14 protein-coding genes are annotated in these 15,950 nt (G+C 42.4%); 1 reads left to right on the top strand and 13 read right to left on the bottom strand.

The features are described 5' to 3' along the window. Positions 1-7: 7 nt before the first annotated feature. The 6 genes from ACVBIL_RS01350 to ACVBIL_RS01325 all read right to left on the bottom strand — a co-directional run bounded on the left by ACVBIL_RS01350 (position 8) and on the right by ACVBIL_RS01325 (position 5,626). A complete protein-coding gene (locus ACVBIL_RS01350) occupies positions 8-1,984 on the bottom strand; it encodes an NERD domain-containing protein (RefSeq protein ID WP_447165192.1) in 1,977 nt (658 codons plus the stop codon). A 116-nt stretch (positions 1,985-2,100) separates the two neighbouring features. Next, positions 2,101-2,487, bottom strand: coding sequence for a ribonuclease E inhibitor RraB (locus tag ACVBIL_RS01345; RefSeq protein WP_447165191.1), 387 nt, complete (start codon positions 2,485-2,487; stop codon positions 2,101-2,103). A gap of 19 nt (positions 2,488-2,506) precedes the next feature. Beyond that, the gene (locus ACVBIL_RS01340; RefSeq protein ID WP_447165190.1) at positions 2,507-2,737 is read right to left on the bottom strand and encodes an RNA-binding S4 domain-containing protein; all 231 of its coding nucleotides are present in this window, start codon (positions 2,735-2,737) and stop codon (positions 2,507-2,509) included. A gap of 78 nt (positions 2,738-2,815) precedes the next feature. Next, on the bottom strand, positions 2,816-3,349 hold the full coding sequence (locus tag ACVBIL_RS01335; RefSeq protein ID WP_447165189.1) for a GNAT family N-acetyltransferase: 534 nt from the start codon (positions 3,347-3,349) through the stop codon (positions 2,816-2,818). 31 nt (positions 3,350-3,380) lie between these two features. Next, positions 3,381-3,659 (bottom strand): peptidylprolyl isomerase, encoded by a 279-nt coding sequence (locus ACVBIL_RS01330; protein ID WP_447165188.1) that lies wholly within the window; start codon positions 3,657-3,659, stop codon positions 3,381-3,383. A gap of 134 nt (positions 3,660-3,793) precedes the next feature. Further along, entirely contained in the window at positions 3,794-5,626 is a 1,833-nt protein-coding gene (locus tag ACVBIL_RS01325; protein WP_447165187.1) for a DUF885 domain-containing protein, read from the bottom strand. Positions 5,627-5,690: 64 nt separating this feature from the next. On the opposite strand from ACVBIL_RS01325, the gene ACVBIL_RS01320 reads away from it, so the two are divergent. After that, the gene (locus ACVBIL_RS01320) at positions 5,691-6,197 is read left to right on the top strand and encodes a GGDEF domain-containing protein (protein WP_447165186.1); all 507 of its coding nucleotides are present in this window, start codon (positions 5,691-5,693) and stop codon (positions 6,195-6,197) included. A 101-nt stretch (positions 6,198-6,298) separates the two neighbouring features. Here the strand turns inward: ACVBIL_RS01320 and ACVBIL_RS01315 are convergent, their stop codons facing one another. From ACVBIL_RS01315 to ACVBIL_RS01285, 7 genes are all read right to left on the bottom strand, one after another. Beyond that, positions 6,299-7,546, bottom strand: coding sequence for a tetratricopeptide repeat protein (locus tag ACVBIL_RS01315; RefSeq protein ID WP_447165185.1), 1,248 nt, complete (start codon positions 7,544-7,546; stop codon positions 6,299-6,301). A gap of 2 nt (positions 7,547-7,548) precedes the next feature. Beyond that, complete coding sequence (locus tag ACVBIL_RS01310) at positions 7,549-8,169, bottom strand: energy transducer TonB (protein WP_447165184.1); 621 nt, start codon at positions 8,167-8,169, stop codon at positions 7,549-7,551. A gap of 1 nt (position 8,170) precedes the next feature. Then, positions 8,171-8,575: an ExbD/TolR family protein gene (locus ACVBIL_RS01305; protein WP_220759443.1), complete on the bottom strand. Its 405-nt coding sequence runs from the start codon at positions 8,573-8,575 to the stop codon at positions 8,171-8,173. Between the two features lie 13 nt (positions 8,576-8,588). Beyond that, positions 8,589-9,113, bottom strand: a complete 525-nt coding sequence (locus ACVBIL_RS01300; protein WP_447161232.1) for a MotA/TolQ/ExbB proton channel family protein — start codon at positions 9,111-9,113, stop codon at positions 8,589-8,591. Continuing rightward, positions 9,113-10,468 (bottom strand): MotA/TolQ/ExbB proton channel family protein, encoded by a 1,356-nt coding sequence (locus ACVBIL_RS01295; protein WP_447165183.1) that lies wholly within the window; start codon positions 10,466-10,468, stop codon positions 9,113-9,115. Before ACVBIL_RS01295 ends, ACVBIL_RS01300 begins: the two co-directional genes overlap by 1 nt. After that, positions 10,468-11,250, bottom strand: coding sequence for a DUF3450 domain-containing protein (locus ACVBIL_RS01290; protein ID WP_447165182.1), 783 nt, complete (start codon positions 11,248-11,250; stop codon positions 10,468-10,470). Before ACVBIL_RS01290 ends, ACVBIL_RS01295 begins: the two co-directional genes overlap by 1 nt. A gap of 1,089 nt (positions 11,251-12,339) precedes the next feature. Then, positions 12,340-15,186 carry a TonB-dependent receptor plug domain-containing protein gene (locus ACVBIL_RS01285; protein WP_447165181.1) on the bottom strand — a complete coding sequence of 949 codons (2,847 nt, stop codon included), beginning with the start codon at positions 15,184-15,186 and terminating at the stop codon, positions 12,340-12,342. Positions 15,187-15,950: the final 764 nt, after the last annotated feature.

The following is a 15,950-nucleotide window of genomic DNA, read 5'->3' as shown; positions in this document are numbered from 1 at the left end:
CCTTAACTTAATGTGTGGGATCCATTTCTGCTAAATCAAACATCTCTAAGTAATTCATGCCAGCATGAACACTTAAGTCAAAGTTAAGCACTTTATGACAAACGTCAAAAAGTGCTTCACCAAACCACTCCCTATCGAAAGCTTCTAGCGCGTTAATTATGCCAGCGTGGCCTAGATCGCCTTTTAAGCTCTCGGGAGCCATGGCATCAATGAAGCTTGCGACTAATCCGTAAAGATCTCTTTCAGCTTCGCCTTCTACTTCCCATAATCTTGGATCTGCATACTGAGACGCATAATGACTCGCGGCAATATCAAGCCCAATACCAAAGTTGACCAGTATCGCTTTATTCGGGTTACAAATGATGTTTTTAGGACAGATAGCGCCGTGATAAATATCCATTTGATGCATGTACTGCAGGCCGGTTAATAGCTGAGTGAACCACATTAACGGTTGACCAAGACGGATCTCCTCAAGCTCATCTATCGAAACACCATATTCCCATGCCCTTGCAATAAACAGGTTTTCACTCTGAGGCATCTGGCCAAAAGCCAAGACTTTTTCAATATGAGGGTGGTAAACCTTAGCAAGCGTGCGATAGATATTGCTCAGCATCGGCCAGTTAGCTTGCACTTTGCTATAGATTGACACACCACACTGATATTGGCCTTGCAGATGCGTGGCACGCCAGAACTGACTGGTTTCTTTGGCTGCAATAAATTGTTCTAACTTAAAGTGATGATCGATAATCGCGCCAATGGTGATGTCAACTTTCTCTGGAACTGTGTCACAGACACCATGATCGATTAACGCCGACAAGTCGCTACGCAGTGCGTCTAAATCTGTCGTGGTACCCGCTACAGCTTCTCGATACCACTGGTAAACTCGCGGCTGATTTGTTTGTTCGGCTATGGCTAAAAAGCCCTCTGCATAAGCCTTAATGTCTTCGCTATTACTGACATTATCTTTAATATCAATAAACTCAACATCGCCCATGTCGGAGACAAAGATACAATTACTGGTCCAACCGCCTACGGTAAAGCCTCGGCGATGGATCTGTTGCAGTCCAGTTACGCTACGCCGCAGTACTTCAAGTAATTGATAGGTGGTCATCTGTTCAGACTGGAGCACATTAAGCGGCACACCACGGGGCATACGGATAGGAAGCACTAACTGCTCACCGTCTTGGATGAGTGGTGCGCAATAGGGAACCCCACAACAGCCAGACAGAGACTGCATACGCAAGAACTCACTTCTGAGCTGTGCTTCATGGGCCTGTGATTGATCGCTGTCAGTAAATTGGGTAGGGATCAGAACTTTTAGTAACCACGGTGCAGTCCATTCCCCTGGATTGTATTCCGCTTGCCAGACTTCGAGCCCACTCTGAATAAACAAACATTTAAGTTTAGTGAAGTCTTGAATTTTATTATTTCGCTTCTCGACAATCGCCACTTGACCGATAGTCTCTAATACCAACTCTTTTTGTGTATCGGTCACTTGATGCTTTCTAGGCGCAGTAAGTCCCCATTCAGTGGTTAACGCCTCGACAATTTGCTTTGGCGTGTAGATACTTAATGAGCCTTGCTGCTTTTCGAGCTCAATCTCCTCGCCTTTACGGCCGGTAACAAACACCATGCCTTGGCACCAAGGAGCATAGACCCCAACAGGAATTTTGTGCTTGACGTTACCCGCTAAAACGCGAGCAACGTAGTTCGCCTTAGCAAGACTGTTATCGACTTCGCGGCCATCTAGCGACCATGCATGCAGACCTGCATCTAAACGGCCAATATAACCCTTCACGTCAACAACATATACGCCCCACTCGCCAATGACCAGCGCATCAACTTCCATGGCTTGACCCGACTTAGCAGGGATTTCAACATTTGTCAGTAGGATATAATCGTCAGGGAGCTCATCAGCTAACAGAGTAAATGCCCAACGCTCGGCATCGTTAACGGGTGTCCCAAAACTTATCATTCTTGCCATTCTATTCTCCTTCGGTGGCAATTTTTTAACTGTTGAACAAATGACATTCTTAACTTTCGGGCACAAAAAAGCCACTAAAATAAGTGGCTTATTAAAAATTGATTTCGCGAGGTTATTTAGTGCTTACAAGCATCGCCGCACTCATGTGCGTCGTCGGCAAAATCGTCATCGCCTTCTTGATGTTGCATCACTCCCCAACCGTCGGTAATACCGCCGAACTCTTGGGCAAATTCATGTAGGTTTAACTCTTGCTCTACAATAGTGTCGTATGCTGGCACCATGTTTAGGCAAACGATCAATTCCCACTTACCTGAATCATCATTCAGTAGTAGTTCAATTTCGCCTTCAAGATCTGATTTACCTAACTCTTCAAGTGCTGACTCGGCATCGCGTTGATCTTCAAACACTAAGAAGAAGTCGACATTTAGCGCAACCGATAAGTCGATACCGGCATCAGCCATGGCTTCAAGCATCTTGCCATTATCATCATCTGGAAATTGCATGTTAATCCTCTCTTGTCACTTACTCAGCGATAATTTTAACGCTTTCGCCGTTAAAACTAACAACTTCACCAGCAACCACTTTTTTGCGTTTGCGGGTATCAACTTCGCCATTAACTGTCACTAGTCCTTCAGAAATCACGTGCTTGGCTTCGCCACCAGCACTCATCATTCCTTGAACTTTCAACACTTTGTATAACTCGATGTAATCTTCGCCTGACTTTAATGTCAACGTTGGAGTATCTGAACTCACGGTATTTCGCCTTAAATAATCAAAACTGACAGCATTATAGCACCCAATTGAGATGCCTATGCATGCTTTCGAATGTCGCTAAACTCTTTCTGCTGCTAAGAGTCCATAAACACAATCGTCAAACCATTGCTCGCCGATTTTACAATTCTCTCGCAACAAGCCTTCACGCTTGAAACCGCACTTTTCCAGCACCTTAGTTGAAGCAATATTTTGCTCCGCACTATAAGCGATAAACTTATGGGGTGCATATGATAGGCATGCCCAATCGACAATGGCCTTTAAGCTCTCACTGGCATAACCACGCCCATGAGTACTAGGGTGCATCATATAACCGACTTCTATTTGGCCCATTTCTGCATGACTATTATGCAAGCCTATAAAACCAATGAAGTCATGATTATGTGCATCTTCGATAATAGTGAGTAACCACTCACCAGCGTCGAAATCATTTGCTTTTAATACACGCTCGAACTTATTTCGTATCTCTGACTCAGCCTGGGGTTTACGAACATACTCGTTCAGTTGCTCACTTGAATGAGTATATAAAAAGTTATCCCAGTCTCCTGCAACAACGGTTCTTAACCTAAGCCTATCGGTATACAGTTCGAGCATGTTAATTCCTCTAAAACAGCCTAAGCAGGATTTAGCCTCTGCTTGTTACTTCTAGAAGGTGGTAGCCGAACTGAGTCTTAACTGGACCTTGAACTTCGTTCAATGGCGCGCTAAAAACCACTTCATCAAATTCTTTTACCATCATGCCAGGACCAAATGAGCCTAAGTCGCCGCCTTGAGCTGAAGATGGGCAAGAAGAGTTTGCTTTAGCTACATCGCCAAAATCAGCACCATCAAGGATCTGTTGCTTAAGATCTTGACACTGAACTTCAGTATCTACTAGTAGGTGTCTTGCAGTCGCTTGTACCATGGTTTAACTCCCATAAAATTAAATGTGTTGCCTTATTTTGGCAAAATAAAACCCAGCAAGTATATACCATTATTTATAGCCAAACGACTCGAAAATACGGTATATCCCTACTGGGTTTTGACTGATTAACTCAGTTACTTTTGCGCAGCGATCCAATCGTTCACTTTTAACTCCATCACTTCCATCGGCAACGAGCCTGAAGTGAGGATTTGGTCGTGATAAGCTTTTAAGTCAAACTTATCGCCAAGCTCTTTTTCCGCTTGTGTGCGCAGTGACAAAATCTTTAACTGACCGACTTTGTAGCTTAACGCTTGACCTGGAATAGCCATATAACGCTCAACTTCTGCAATAATGTCAGACTCCGCCATTGGCGAGTTATCTTTCATATATTGAATCGCTTGCTCACGCGTCCAGCCTTTAGCATGCAGACCAGTATCAACCACTAAGCGCATGGCGCGTAGCATCTCGTCTGAAAGCTTGCCAAAGTATTGGTATGGGTCGTTAAATAGTCCCATCTCAATCCCTAAGTATTCAGCATAAAGTGCCCAACCCTCTTCAAATGCAGTGTAGTTTCCAAAGCGTTGGAACTCAGGGACACCTGATAGCTCTTGTTTGATAGCGATTTGAAAATGATGCCCTGGTGCCGCTTCATGCAGTGATAAGGTCGTCATGCCCCACTTAGGCTGAGCCTTAAGGTTGTAGGTATTGATATAGAACACACCTGGTCGTGAACCATCAACCGCTGGAGCATCATAAGATGCGCCTGCCGCCGATTGCTCTCTAAAACTTTCTACAGGTTTGACCACATAATCCGCTTTAGGCATGATATTGAAGTACTTAGGTAACTCTAGATTAATCTGTTCTTTAAGCCCCATATAACCATCAATCAAACCTTGGCGGTCTGTAAAGAAGTACTGCGGCTCAGATGATAATGATGCAAAAAACTCCGTTAAGTCGCCTTCAAAACCAACTTGTACTCTGACTTTATCCATTTCAGATAAAATGCGCGCAACCTCGTCTAACCCAATCTTATGAATTTCATCTACGGGCATAGTCGTTGTCGTGTGAGAGTTAGCAAGATGCTGATACCAGACTTTACCGTTTGGTAGCCCCCACCAACCATCGGTTGCGCGAGATGATTTAATATAAGTATTTTGAAAATAATCACGCAGGGCTGTTAGCTCTGGCAACAGCTGCTCTGTAATTAACGCTGTATACTCTTGAGTCAGTGCTTGCTTGTCCGCATCTGAAAATGACTCAGGCATCAAGGTGATCGGTGTATAAAACAAGCTGTCACTCGCGTTATCGACGAGCTGGGCGCTCAACTGAGGAATAATACGTTCAACGAGGACACGCGGCAGGACCACTTTGCTCTCTATACCTTCATCCATACGCACTTGAGCGAGCTTGAGCCACTCAATAAAGCCTTGTAGACGCATCTCCCAGTTACGGTAATCTTCAACCGTATTAAACGGCTGCGCACTTTCTCCACTGCCAAGCTGCACCATGCTAATCACAGTGCTATAAAACTGGTTCATCGGCATAAAGTGATTAGGGAATGTCTCATCTGCCAAGGCAACGTTGCGATCATAATTAAACATGTCATAGCTAAGCTTTAGCTCGTTTGACAACTGCTCACGATCTATTTTTTTAACGGCTTTTAAATATCGCGTGTTCAGTTGGTGACGCTCAGTTAAATAAGCATGTGATAAGCCATCACCAAACTGGTCGTTATAGTCATTGACGCCAACAAAAGTCGCGTAGATTGGTTCTAGCTTTAATAAATCATTAAAGTAATTATCTACTAATAACAGATAAGCCTGCTCTGCAGATTGCAATTGGCCAGCCTGCTCCGTAGCTTGCTGCTTAGTCGTCTCTGTCTGCTGAGCTTGCTTGTTATCGCTTTTTCCACAACCTACTAACCCTAAAATTGCGCCTATTGATAACGCAAGAACCGCCTTCCTCATTTTTTATTCCTTTTATTTATTGTTCTTTTCTATACTTAAACCAGAGACACATAAGGAGTCTTTAATGATCTATTCATTCAGTAACTCTGGTTTTAGGGATCCTGAAACAGGCGTTTATAATCAAACCTATTTTATGGAAGTCTTCAATCGCGAATGGCATCGCCATATGCGCGACCATCAAAGTCTTGCCTTATTGTATCTATGCCCACACATTCATGAAACTATTTCTCAACCACAATTGTTAGAATTATTCATGAAGCAAGTACAACAAGCGTTACTGCGAACCACCGACCTGCTCGCGAGACTAGATAATCACGCTTTTGCATTAGGTATTTTTGACGTTGATGATGCTGGTGCTAACGTTGTGATTAAACGAATAGAACAGACAATTAACGAGTTTAATCTCAACCTAAAATCGCAACACCATAACCAAATTGAGTATGAATTGGCTGGTTGCGTGTGCTCACCGAATAAAGATGTTTATTTAGACACCCTATTTAGCACTGTTGAAAAGCACACTTTACAGATGAGAGCCCCCCTATCCGTTGAGCATAAACTGATCCATATCTAATACCAGAAAGAAGAAAGTAAAGCGTTATCCTACTGAAATGACGGGTTTAAAACTGAAACAAAAAAGCCCCTAAAAAGGGGCTTTTTTAACAGCTCATAAGATTAAAGAGCGACGTTATGAACGCGCGCTTTTTCTTTAATGTAAGAGATATAGCTCTTAGCTGAACGCGCAGTCTTCTTATCATTAGCAGCAAGCTTGGCATACTTATATGCTGTCTTGTACTGCTTTTGATTTAAGTAAGCAAGGGCAAGTTCGAACTGAACTTCACCAGGGCTTTTAACCCCCGCATCCAACGCTTTCTTAAGTGCTGTAATAGCAGCTTTATGCTGACCATCTAGCGACAAAATACGGCCTTGTCTGAGGTAAAGCTTACCAGCGTTATTGATTGCAGCCGCTTTACCATAAGTTTGAGCAGCATTTTTCAGCTCCTTAGCATTATGATAAAAACCAGCAAGAGTCGTTAAGCTCTTTTCATCTTCCTTAATTAACCCAGACTTCATATGCTTAGCGTAGATCTGCGATGCATTAAATGGCGCGCCATTTTGTGCAAGCAGTTGGGTCAAACGCGTAATATTACCCGCCGTCTCCAAAAATCCATTTTTATAAGCTAAGTCATATGTAGCAAGTGACTTAGTGAAGTCTTCGGTCATTAGATAAAACTGAGCTAACTGAACCCAAAGGCGCTTGTCGTCTGGAAATAATGGCACCATGACTTCAAGCACATTAACCGCTTGCTTATACTGCTTCTTGTTAAAGTAAGCAGTCAGCTTCATCTGATATAAGCCTTTATCAGGCTTATCAGACAGGGTTAAGCCTTTATCTGCAACCGCAAGCACTTTGTCCCACTGCTTTTGCTCAGAATATGCGATACCGATACGACGGTATACTTGAGCATCTTCTTTACAGGTAAACTCCATCCACTTGTAATACATTGGGATAGACTCTTTAAACTTTTTATCTCCGATAAGAAGATCAGCATAGAGTCGTAGAGTTTGCGCGTGGTCCGTACCGCCTAAGATATCAGCATTTACTGCCGATTTAAGGTACTTAGTTGCGGTACCCATATCACCTTTTTCGGCATAGAAGTTACCTAACATACGGGCGATATAGGCCTTATCGAAGTCATTCTTAGCATTGGCTTCTAGAAGAATCGCAATCGCTTCATCAAGATTACCTTCGGTATAGGCTTCAAAGGACTTCTGCACTTTCTTAGAGGCACTTTGGCCAACGGCTTTCGATTTACGCTTCTCAATTGGGCACTTCTCGGCAGCATAAGCAACCGGTGCTAGCGCAATACTTCCACCTAAACAAAGTAATAAAGCGGCAGCAATCGAATTAACTTTACGCATAATTATCTACCTCCTTTATCTAGAGTGAAATCAAGTTGGACCGTCATGCCAGTTTGTTTAAGGGCTTTACCGTCAACAATCTTTGGCTTGTACTTCCACTTCTTAAGTGCACGACGCGCTTCTTTATTAAAGACACGCTTAGGTTCTGCCTTGATGATTTTAACATCTTCAACACCACCTAACTCGTTGATAGTAAAGCTAAGTTGCACCCAACCTTCTTTACCGTCACGCGCTGCTGCAATTGGATACTGAGGCTCGATTCTCACGATAGGTGTAGCATCACCATCACGAGTCATCATATTGCCTAGTTTAAATCCAGTGTTTGCACCGCCGGTATCAACTCCACCCATGTTAAATGACATATTTGTATCAATGTCAGATGAACTATCTGGTGGCGTAGTATCCGGTTTTGGCGGCTGCTCTGGGGGTGTAGGCGGTTTAGGCTTTACCCTTGGCTTTTTCTGCGCTGATGCATCATCTTTGTTCATGGTGATTTCAATGACAGGCGATTCTGTCGAGGCATCGTGGCGGGTTGGACCGCCACCTACCAAAAATGCCATGAAGACAAACAAAGCAAAAGTCACAGCAGCACCAATTATCAGTGATACTATTCCTCTCAGCATATTATTCGTTCCCCGCCGATACAGATATCTTATCGATACCCGCAGCTTTAACGTTATCAAGAACCTTAACCACTAAACCATGTCTAGCTTCTTGGTCTGCTTGAATCAATACTGCAGCCTCTGGTGCTTCTGCAAGCATACGCTCTACGTTTGCAGTTACACGTTCGATATCAACTTGACGGTTTTCCATCATGATGACACCTGTCTTGCTCACACCGATAAAGATGTTAGCTGAAGGCTTCTTCGTCGCTTGTGACGCTTCAGGCTTGTTATAGTCAAGGCCTGATGGCTTTACAAACGATGTTGTTACAATAAAGAAGATAAGCATGATGAACACGATGTCGAGCATCGGGGTCATATCAATCTCAGCTTCTTCTTCTACGCTTGAATGCTTTCTACGTGCCATGTTCAATCTCTCTCTAGTGGTGAGGCATGCTGTCTTTTAGCTTTGCTAAACTGATTTTCATTTTTGCATCAAGGCGAGTACTAAAGAATACTCCCGATAATGCTGCCACCATTCCCGCCATTGTCGGCATGGTCGCCATTGAAATACCAGCTGCCATCATACGAGCATTACTCGTCCCATGAACTGCCATCACATCGAATACTGAAATCATACCGGTTACGGTACCTAGTAGACCTATCATTGGACAGATTGCTACTAAAGTTTTGATAATCAGCATACGTGCCGTTAAATCTTGCTTCGCTTGGGATACCCAAGCTTCACGGATGCGGTGTGCATACCAAGAGGTTGAATCCTCTCGTGCTTCCCATGCAGCAATGATTGCTTTGTGCTCTTTTGGTGATATCCAATTTAGATACCAGTAGCGTTCAAGCATCAATACCCACATAACAAACAATACAGCTGCCACTAACCAGAGGACGTCGCCTCCGGAGGCCATGAAGCCCCTGACGGAATCCCAGATATCCATCAGGAATAACATTAGGCTTTCCTCTTCTCAGCGTGTGAAGCAACGATACCCGCACTTTGCTCTTCAAGTACTTGAACAATTGTCTTGCTACGTGCAACTACGATTGCATGCATAAGCATTAGCGGTAGTGCAGCAACTAGACCTTGAACTGTCGTCATAAGTGCCATAGAGATACCACCAGCCATTAGCTTAGGATCGCCCGTACCGAACAACTGAATACTTTGGAAGGTTGCAATCATACCCGTTACAGTACCAAGTAGACCCATCATAGGTGCGATAGCGGCTAGAACCTTGATGATAGAGATGCGAGTTTCTAGCGCTGGAGTTTCTTTCAGAATTGCTTCGTCAAGTTTCAGCTCTAGTGTTTCAACGTCAACATCTTTGTTGTCTTGGTATGCTTTAAGAACGCGACCAAGTGGGTTGTTACCTGGATTATCAAGGTTCTTACGCTGAGCCTTAACTTTAGCGCCAACAACACCTAAGGTAACAAGACGCTCGATAGAGATGATTGCACCAAGAACAAGTAAAGCGATAATGATGTAACCGATAGTTCCACCCGCTTCGATGCGCTCTTCAATCGTCGCCTTCTGCGTAAAGATATTCAGAAGAACACCGCGAACAGGGTCAATATAAAGATTTGCTGTACCTGACGTTGTATTTTCGAAAGCAGCAGCTGACTTAACTTGATAACCATCAGGTTGCTGTGACAGCTCCTGGATTAGACCAAGATCGGCGTTATAAACAACATATTGGCCATCGGCAATAAGGTTATATGCACCAACTCGAGTAATAGTCGTGTCATTCACGCTACCGTCGATACCGGTAACAGTGCCTTCAAACTTAACAACCTTTCCAGACTGAGCCATTTCAAACAGCTGCTCTTCCCAGAAACGCTCTAGCTCGTCAATCTTTGGCAGTTGTTTGCGTGCGCCAAGGTCTGCAATAAATACATCACGACCAGGGTACTGTGCAGAGATGTTAGAACCCGCTAGCTTACCAGCGAAATCACCCGCATCACCTTTAACAACACCAAACATCTCACCCAAGTCACCTTGAGCCGTCTTTAAGTCTTCTTCTAACTGACCGATTTTACGCTCGTTATCCAAAAACGCTTGGTTTAAGTCTTTACCGCGTTGGCGCTCTGCTGCTAAAGCATTTTTTTCACGCTTTAGTAGTTGAGCTTTATCGCCACGCTCATTTTTAAATTCTTGCTCACGCTTTACGTTTGTCTTCGATGCATTAGCACGATCAACTTTCACTTGATTAAGTAACTGATCGATTGATTTAGGTGCATCTGCAGCGCTAGCAATACCGGCCGTTAATGACAGGCTCGCAGCAACGATTGCTGTAGTGATAAACTTCTTCATTATTGTGCAGCCTCCGCAGCAGGAATTGGTAACGAGAATAGATCCGGTGCACCCTGTTTACGTGCAATGCGAATACCTTTGGTTAGCTCACGAAGCGTACCATCTTCCAATTGATCCCAACCCTTAGTTTCATCGTTATACATCCAAGCTGACTTTCCGTCTAAGCTCATTGCATACAGTGATACACGGCCAAAGTTTAAGAAGTCTACTAATACTTCTTTGCCATCAAGATCCAGCTTGCCTGTTTTTACAGTCAAGGTTGTACCGTATTCACGCTCGATTGAATATGCGTCTAAAATAAGGCGATACTTTTCAGCAAGGGTGACTTCTGCACTGTTAAGCAATGTCTTAAGGTTCTCGACACGCTCTACACGAACTTCCTTATTGAATGGAAGATCTAAAGCCACAAACTGCTCTAATGCGTCAACCATCTTAAACATCAATGGCACTACGCCTTGACGTAATGAATCAACGCCGTTGATGTCACTTTGAATAGATTTCATGGTAGCTTCTTGGTCTGCAACCAGACTCGCTACATAATCGTTATAAGATTTTAGTGATTCACGTTCATCAGCAACTGACCCGTACTCGAACAACATGTCCTGAGCTTGGTCAAAATACTTATCAACTTTCTTCTGAGACGTTGCAGCTTCAGCGTGAATTTTAGCGTCAGCTTTCTGAACGTCAGAAAGAGGATCGGCAATCACTAAGTTGCTGCCTGCTAAGGCTAGTGCGCCAATGAGCGCTGTAGCGATTTTTGTTTTATTGCTTACCTTGGACATAGTTCCCAACCAATTTGAAGTGATTAAAAAAGCTTTAACTTATCGACAACAGGGTGCATGCGCTTATTTTGCTTTAGTTCCCTATTGCCTAAGCCTGTCTTTCTATTGTGATTGTTAATTATTATCTTCCTTTTCTACATCTTCGAGGATGTAGACCCGCTGGCATCATTTCACAAAATGTTGACCTGTGTCAACATTTTGGATCGCCAAAAAGTACTAGAAAACGAGCTTAAAGGATGGAAAACAATCAAAAGGGGCATTTCCCTACAAAACATGTAAACAAAAATAGTTCCAGATGACTGCTAGCAACACAGATAGCGATTCAACACATTGAAAATAGTGGAAATAATAAGGCGTGCCGCGCCGACACCGATTTAACAAGCCATTAACATTAAGAGGTAAAACCAGTAGGTTATTTACTAAAAACGAATCCAGATCGTGCCTTATAAGTAAACCATCGTTGATAAAAACACTAGACTGGTCGTTATTTTATTGGCAGTTGAGCCCTATGACAGCTTTTAACTTAATCGATATCGAATATATGCTTTTTGTATATAATCTGCCCTTTGCTGATCTCTTTATTAACGTCAAAACCCTCATTTTTCGTATCGAATAGACCTCTTTTCGAACAAAAAAACAGCGCAACAGTAAGATAAAATTCATACTTATCTCATCAAGTCAGAAGGCTTGACTCTGGAGAGTACTGTGTAAAGTGGAGTCTAATGTCGCCCATTAGTAGATAGTATTGACTATTGTCCACATAAGAACTCATGCACACATTTTGAAAAACGTAGTTGAAGTTGCTTCTGAACTTTCATTAAAGGTTCAGAAACACACGAACAGGAAGTAAATATATCTAAATTCATAAATGCCAAAACACAACAATGTAGCTAGTAATCCATCATGAGTGCTACAGACCAACACTCATTACTGCCCTTAACAATTGCACTCACTGCTAATTCCGGCAAAACCCAATTGCTCCTCCCAAAACTGAAGTTAGTGATTTAAGGCTGAAAATAAAAAAGACCGTTAACATTGGTTAACGGTCTTGGCTTATTTAATTATTAAATTGACTATATAGTGCCAGATTTAGAACTTCTGGGTAATACGTGCAAACCAGCTACGCCCAAACAAACGATATGTACTTTCATCGGTACTGATAAATGCAGATTCGATGTAAGGAGGTTGCTCATCAGAGATGTTGGTTACACCAACGCTGATCTTAGTACCAAAATCAAAGTTATAAGCAACTGTTACGTCATGATAGATAAACGAGTCAACTTTATACTTATGATTTCCTTTACTTGGGTCATCTGGATCATTTGGAGTGGTTCCCCAATACGTTAGATCTTCATACTCAAGGCCGGAGATATAGTTCATATTGTAGTTGACTGATAAATCTTCCCAAGTATAGCCAGCTGTGAAGTTAAGCTTATCAGTTGCATAGCTTGTATCATTATTAAATCGACCGTTTACATCTTCCATTTCAAACTCAAGCGTTGTTGAGTTATAAACTTGGTTTTCACGCTCAAGGAAGTGTGTCCAAGAAAGGTTGAAGGCAAAGTCACCCGCTAGTGCTTCTAGAGCATAGTTAGCTTCGATATCCAAACCTTTAGCAGTCATGCGACTTAGGTTGGTAGACTTCTCACTAATATATGATAATTCACCATTAGTACGTTCGATATTGTTACATAAACTAGTAACGCCACCTAAGTAACAGCCATCTAATGAGTCTGCGGCGCCAATTGAATCAATCACATCTGTTAGTTCAATCGCCCAATAATCGACAGTAAAGCCTAATCCATCAACAAAGTTTGGAGAGTAAGCAATACCGACGGTAAAGGTGTCACCTTCTTCAGGCTGTAGTTCAGCGTTACCACCGACTTGAGCTAGCTGCTGTTGGTCACTATTATTACTACCACCAACAGGAACACCGTCTGCAGTACAGTTACCCTGTTGGGCTCCTGTCAACTTACTCCAGTTATCAGAACCACATGGATCTATTGCACTTGGGAATGAGTCAGACTCTGGCGAATAAAGAGAGTAAATACCTGGAGCACGGAACACTGTACCGTAGGTACTACGGAATAATAGACCATCGATGATACCCCACTCTAGACCTAGCTGGTATGTTGTTGCAGCATCAAAAGCACTGAAGTCATCCCAACGTACACCCGCTTTTAAGTCTAAGCGTTCAACTGCTGGTAGATCTGCAAGTACTGGAATAACAAACTCACCAAATAAACTGTTAATTTCCAGTGAACCTGAAGTCCCTTTGCCTTTATTACCTGTTACTTCACCCATAAACTTGCCAGAGTCAGTAACATAATTGAGTTCTTCTTTGCGGAACTCATAACCAACACCACCAGAGATAGTACCGGCAGGTGCATCAAACAGATCGCCACCAACAAAAGCTGTAATAGTTTGCAAAGTATATGTATCAGTATCTGCTAGTGGAGCAGATACATAATCAAGCATCTCTTGAGATACAGAACCTGGACCGCCAAATACGTTCATTGATACACAATCAGCAATTGGTGCATCAGGTGTGCCACACACGATATCGCCATCATCATTCTTAAACGAAGGTCCCATTGCTTTAGCAAGGTTTGGACCATATAACTGACCAAAGTCTGTAGTCGCTATTGAGCTGTGGCCATAGTTATAGTTGACATCATAGTAATAGTTATCATTGATGTCACCTTCAAAACCAATAACTTGCTGGAAACGAGTTACATCTTGCTCGAAGCTACGACCGCCTTCTAACATACGACGACGTGAACGTAACACATCTTCACCAAACGGGTTATAGTAGTTGTCTACTGAAACACCATTGAAAGACGTTCCATCAGGTGTTGTTCCAACATAAGCAGGATCATAAGCAGTATCGTATGGAACTGCCGCTAACTCTTGACGAGACTTACGGTGGTTAATTCGGGTTTCAGAATATACTGATACGTGATCGTTATAATCAAAGTGCCCTTCTACGAAAAAGTTTAATTTTTCATATGGTGTTTGCAGGTAGTTCACTGGGTTGTAGTTATAAGTGTCAGCGTCGGTGAAGTCACGCATATCACCTAGAGAAGCAATACCACCATCACATACACCGTTTGTTTGGTTAGGGCCTGAAGCTAGGTAATACTGACCACACGGTGTTGAACCACTACCGAGGAAATATGGATTAGCATCAGGGCCTGAACCGATAAGACCATTTTTCCAAAATGATTCTTCCTCTGCTTCACCATAAATAACCCATGGATTATTTAAGAAATCGACATCTGTGTCACCTTGGTAAACAGCATCTTGTTTAACATAGTCAACACCAACAACAAAGTGTCCATCATCAAATGCTTTACCCGCAACCAAGCTAAAGCTGTTTTGCTGATTAACATCAACATCAAATGAATTACTTGTTTGGAATGTTGCTTCGATACCTTCGAAATCGCGTCGAGTAATAATGTTAACTACACCCGCAACAGCATCAGCACCATATGTAGCTGATGCACCATCTTTCAATACTTCAATACGATCAATCATTGAGCTTGGAATTGATTGGAAGTCAGAAGACACCGGGCGACGACCGTTAACTAAAACAAGCGTGCGTGAAGAACCTAAACCACGAAGCTCTACGAATGTGCCACCACTACCACCGTTATTGGTAGTTGTCATAGCTGGCGAACCCGACATGACTGCACTGTTTTGCAGGAACTGACCAACATCTTGAATACCTTGCACAGCCATTTGCTCTGCAGTAATGGTCGTCATTGGTGATGCTGTTTCTAAATCAGTTCTTTTGATTCTTGAACCGGTAACTTCAATACGCTCAACCGTATCTTCTGCTGCTGCTAATACTGCTGGAGCGGTAAAAGCTGCTGTCATTGCACCACTAACTAGTGCTAAACGCACTGAGTTAGATAGAAAGTTATTCTTATACATTGTAAATCTCCCTGGACTCTCTTTTATTTTTTTTAGCCATTCACATCAATTAACGAAAAGTTACATAGATGCGAATTTGCACACAAATAAAAACACACGAGAAACATATTTACAACATTTGAAACGTATAAGCCTTTTTCTGATACAAACACAAAGAGTTAGCCTATAAAACACTTAGCCTCTAAATTAACTTTTATGAATATTAACTACTGAACTTGATCTCTTAGGGAGGTATAAAAAGCGTTTCGACATAGGGCGCCGGCTTTAGCGGCAGACAAAGCGAGTAACCACAAATAGCTGAAAGTCAAAGATTTTGTAAGAATGAGAAATTCAAAAACAATAAAGTTAAAGCTCTACAACCTGATTTTTTTTGATTGATTTAAGTGAAGGTAAGACAAACGTATTGCTCTCAAATTTCGTTATATTTGCAAATAGAATTGCTAAGATTTCACCTCAGATCATGACTATAACCAGCTTGCAGTACATGTAGTGTAAACTATTAATTCCACTAAACTGCGCGTTAAAAAGCAAAGCGCAGCCAACCTAATATCCTGATAACAAAAAGAATAGCATTCACTCAGAGGGCCAACTCATATAAAATTCAAAAAAAATTGAAAAATATGCTGACTGCACACTTTTCAGCCAAACGTAGAATTTCAGTATTACAAAGTATTAATATTGGTGAGCGTCGCCTAGCTAAAGTCTACTACAACCTCTTCAAACTCTCGGGCTGCAAATATATTTTTCCGAACCGTTATAGCCAA

The organism is Shewanella sp. 125m-7 (assembly GCF_052977045.1).
The sequence above is the reverse complement of the archived record's forward strand: the minus strand, read 5'-3'. Positions and strand labels throughout refer to the sequence as shown.

Excerpts from the sequence above, each read along its gene's own strand:
- ACVBIL_RS01300 (WP_447161232.1), bottom strand. The coding sequence starts at position 9,113 with ATGTTATTCCTGATGGATATCTGGGATTCCGTCAGGGGCTTCATGGCC.
- ACVBIL_RS01305 (WP_220759443.1), bottom strand. The coding sequence starts at position 8,575 with ATGGCACGTAGAAAGCATTCAAGCGTAGAAGAAGAAGCTGAGATTGAT.
- ACVBIL_RS01350 (WP_447165192.1), bottom strand. The coding sequence starts at position 1,984 with ATGGCAAGAATGATAAGTTTTGGGACACCCGTTAACGATGCCGAGCGT.
- ACVBIL_RS01290 (WP_447165182.1), bottom strand. The coding sequence starts at position 11,250 with ATGTCCAAGGTAAGCAATAAAACAAAAATCGCTACAGCGCTCATTGGC.
- ACVBIL_RS01345 (WP_447165191.1), bottom strand. The coding sequence starts at position 2,487 with ATGCAATTTCCAGATGATGATAATGGCAAGATGCTTGAAGCCATGGCT.
- ACVBIL_RS01330 (WP_447165188.1), bottom strand. The coding sequence starts at position 3,659 with ATGGTACAAGCGACTGCAAGACACCTACTAGTAGATACTGAAGTTCAG.
- ACVBIL_RS01335 (WP_447165189.1), bottom strand. The coding sequence starts at position 3,349 with ATGCTCGAACTGTATACCGATAGGCTTAGGTTAAGAACCGTTGTTGCA.
- ACVBIL_RS01325 (WP_447165187.1), bottom strand. The coding sequence starts at position 5,626 with ATGAGGAAGGCGGTTCTTGCGTTATCAATAGGCGCAATTTTAGGGTTA.
- ACVBIL_RS01285 (WP_447165181.1), bottom strand. The coding sequence starts at position 15,186 with ATGTATAAGAATAACTTTCTATCTAACTCAGTGCGTTTAGCACTAGTT.
- ACVBIL_RS01315 (WP_447165185.1), bottom strand. The coding sequence starts at position 7,546 with ATGCGTAAAGTTAATTCGATTGCTGCCGCTTTATTACTTTGTTTAGGT.
- ACVBIL_RS01295 (WP_447165183.1), bottom strand. The coding sequence starts at position 10,468 with ATGAAGAAGTTTATCACTACAGCAATCGTTGCTGCGAGCCTGTCATTA.
- ACVBIL_RS01310 (WP_447165184.1), bottom strand. The coding sequence starts at position 8,169 with ATGCTGAGAGGAATAGTATCACTGATAATTGGTGCTGCTGTGACTTTT.
- ACVBIL_RS01320 (WP_447165186.1), top strand. The coding sequence starts at position 5,691 with ATGATCTATTCATTCAGTAACTCTGGTTTTAGGGATCCTGAAACAGGC.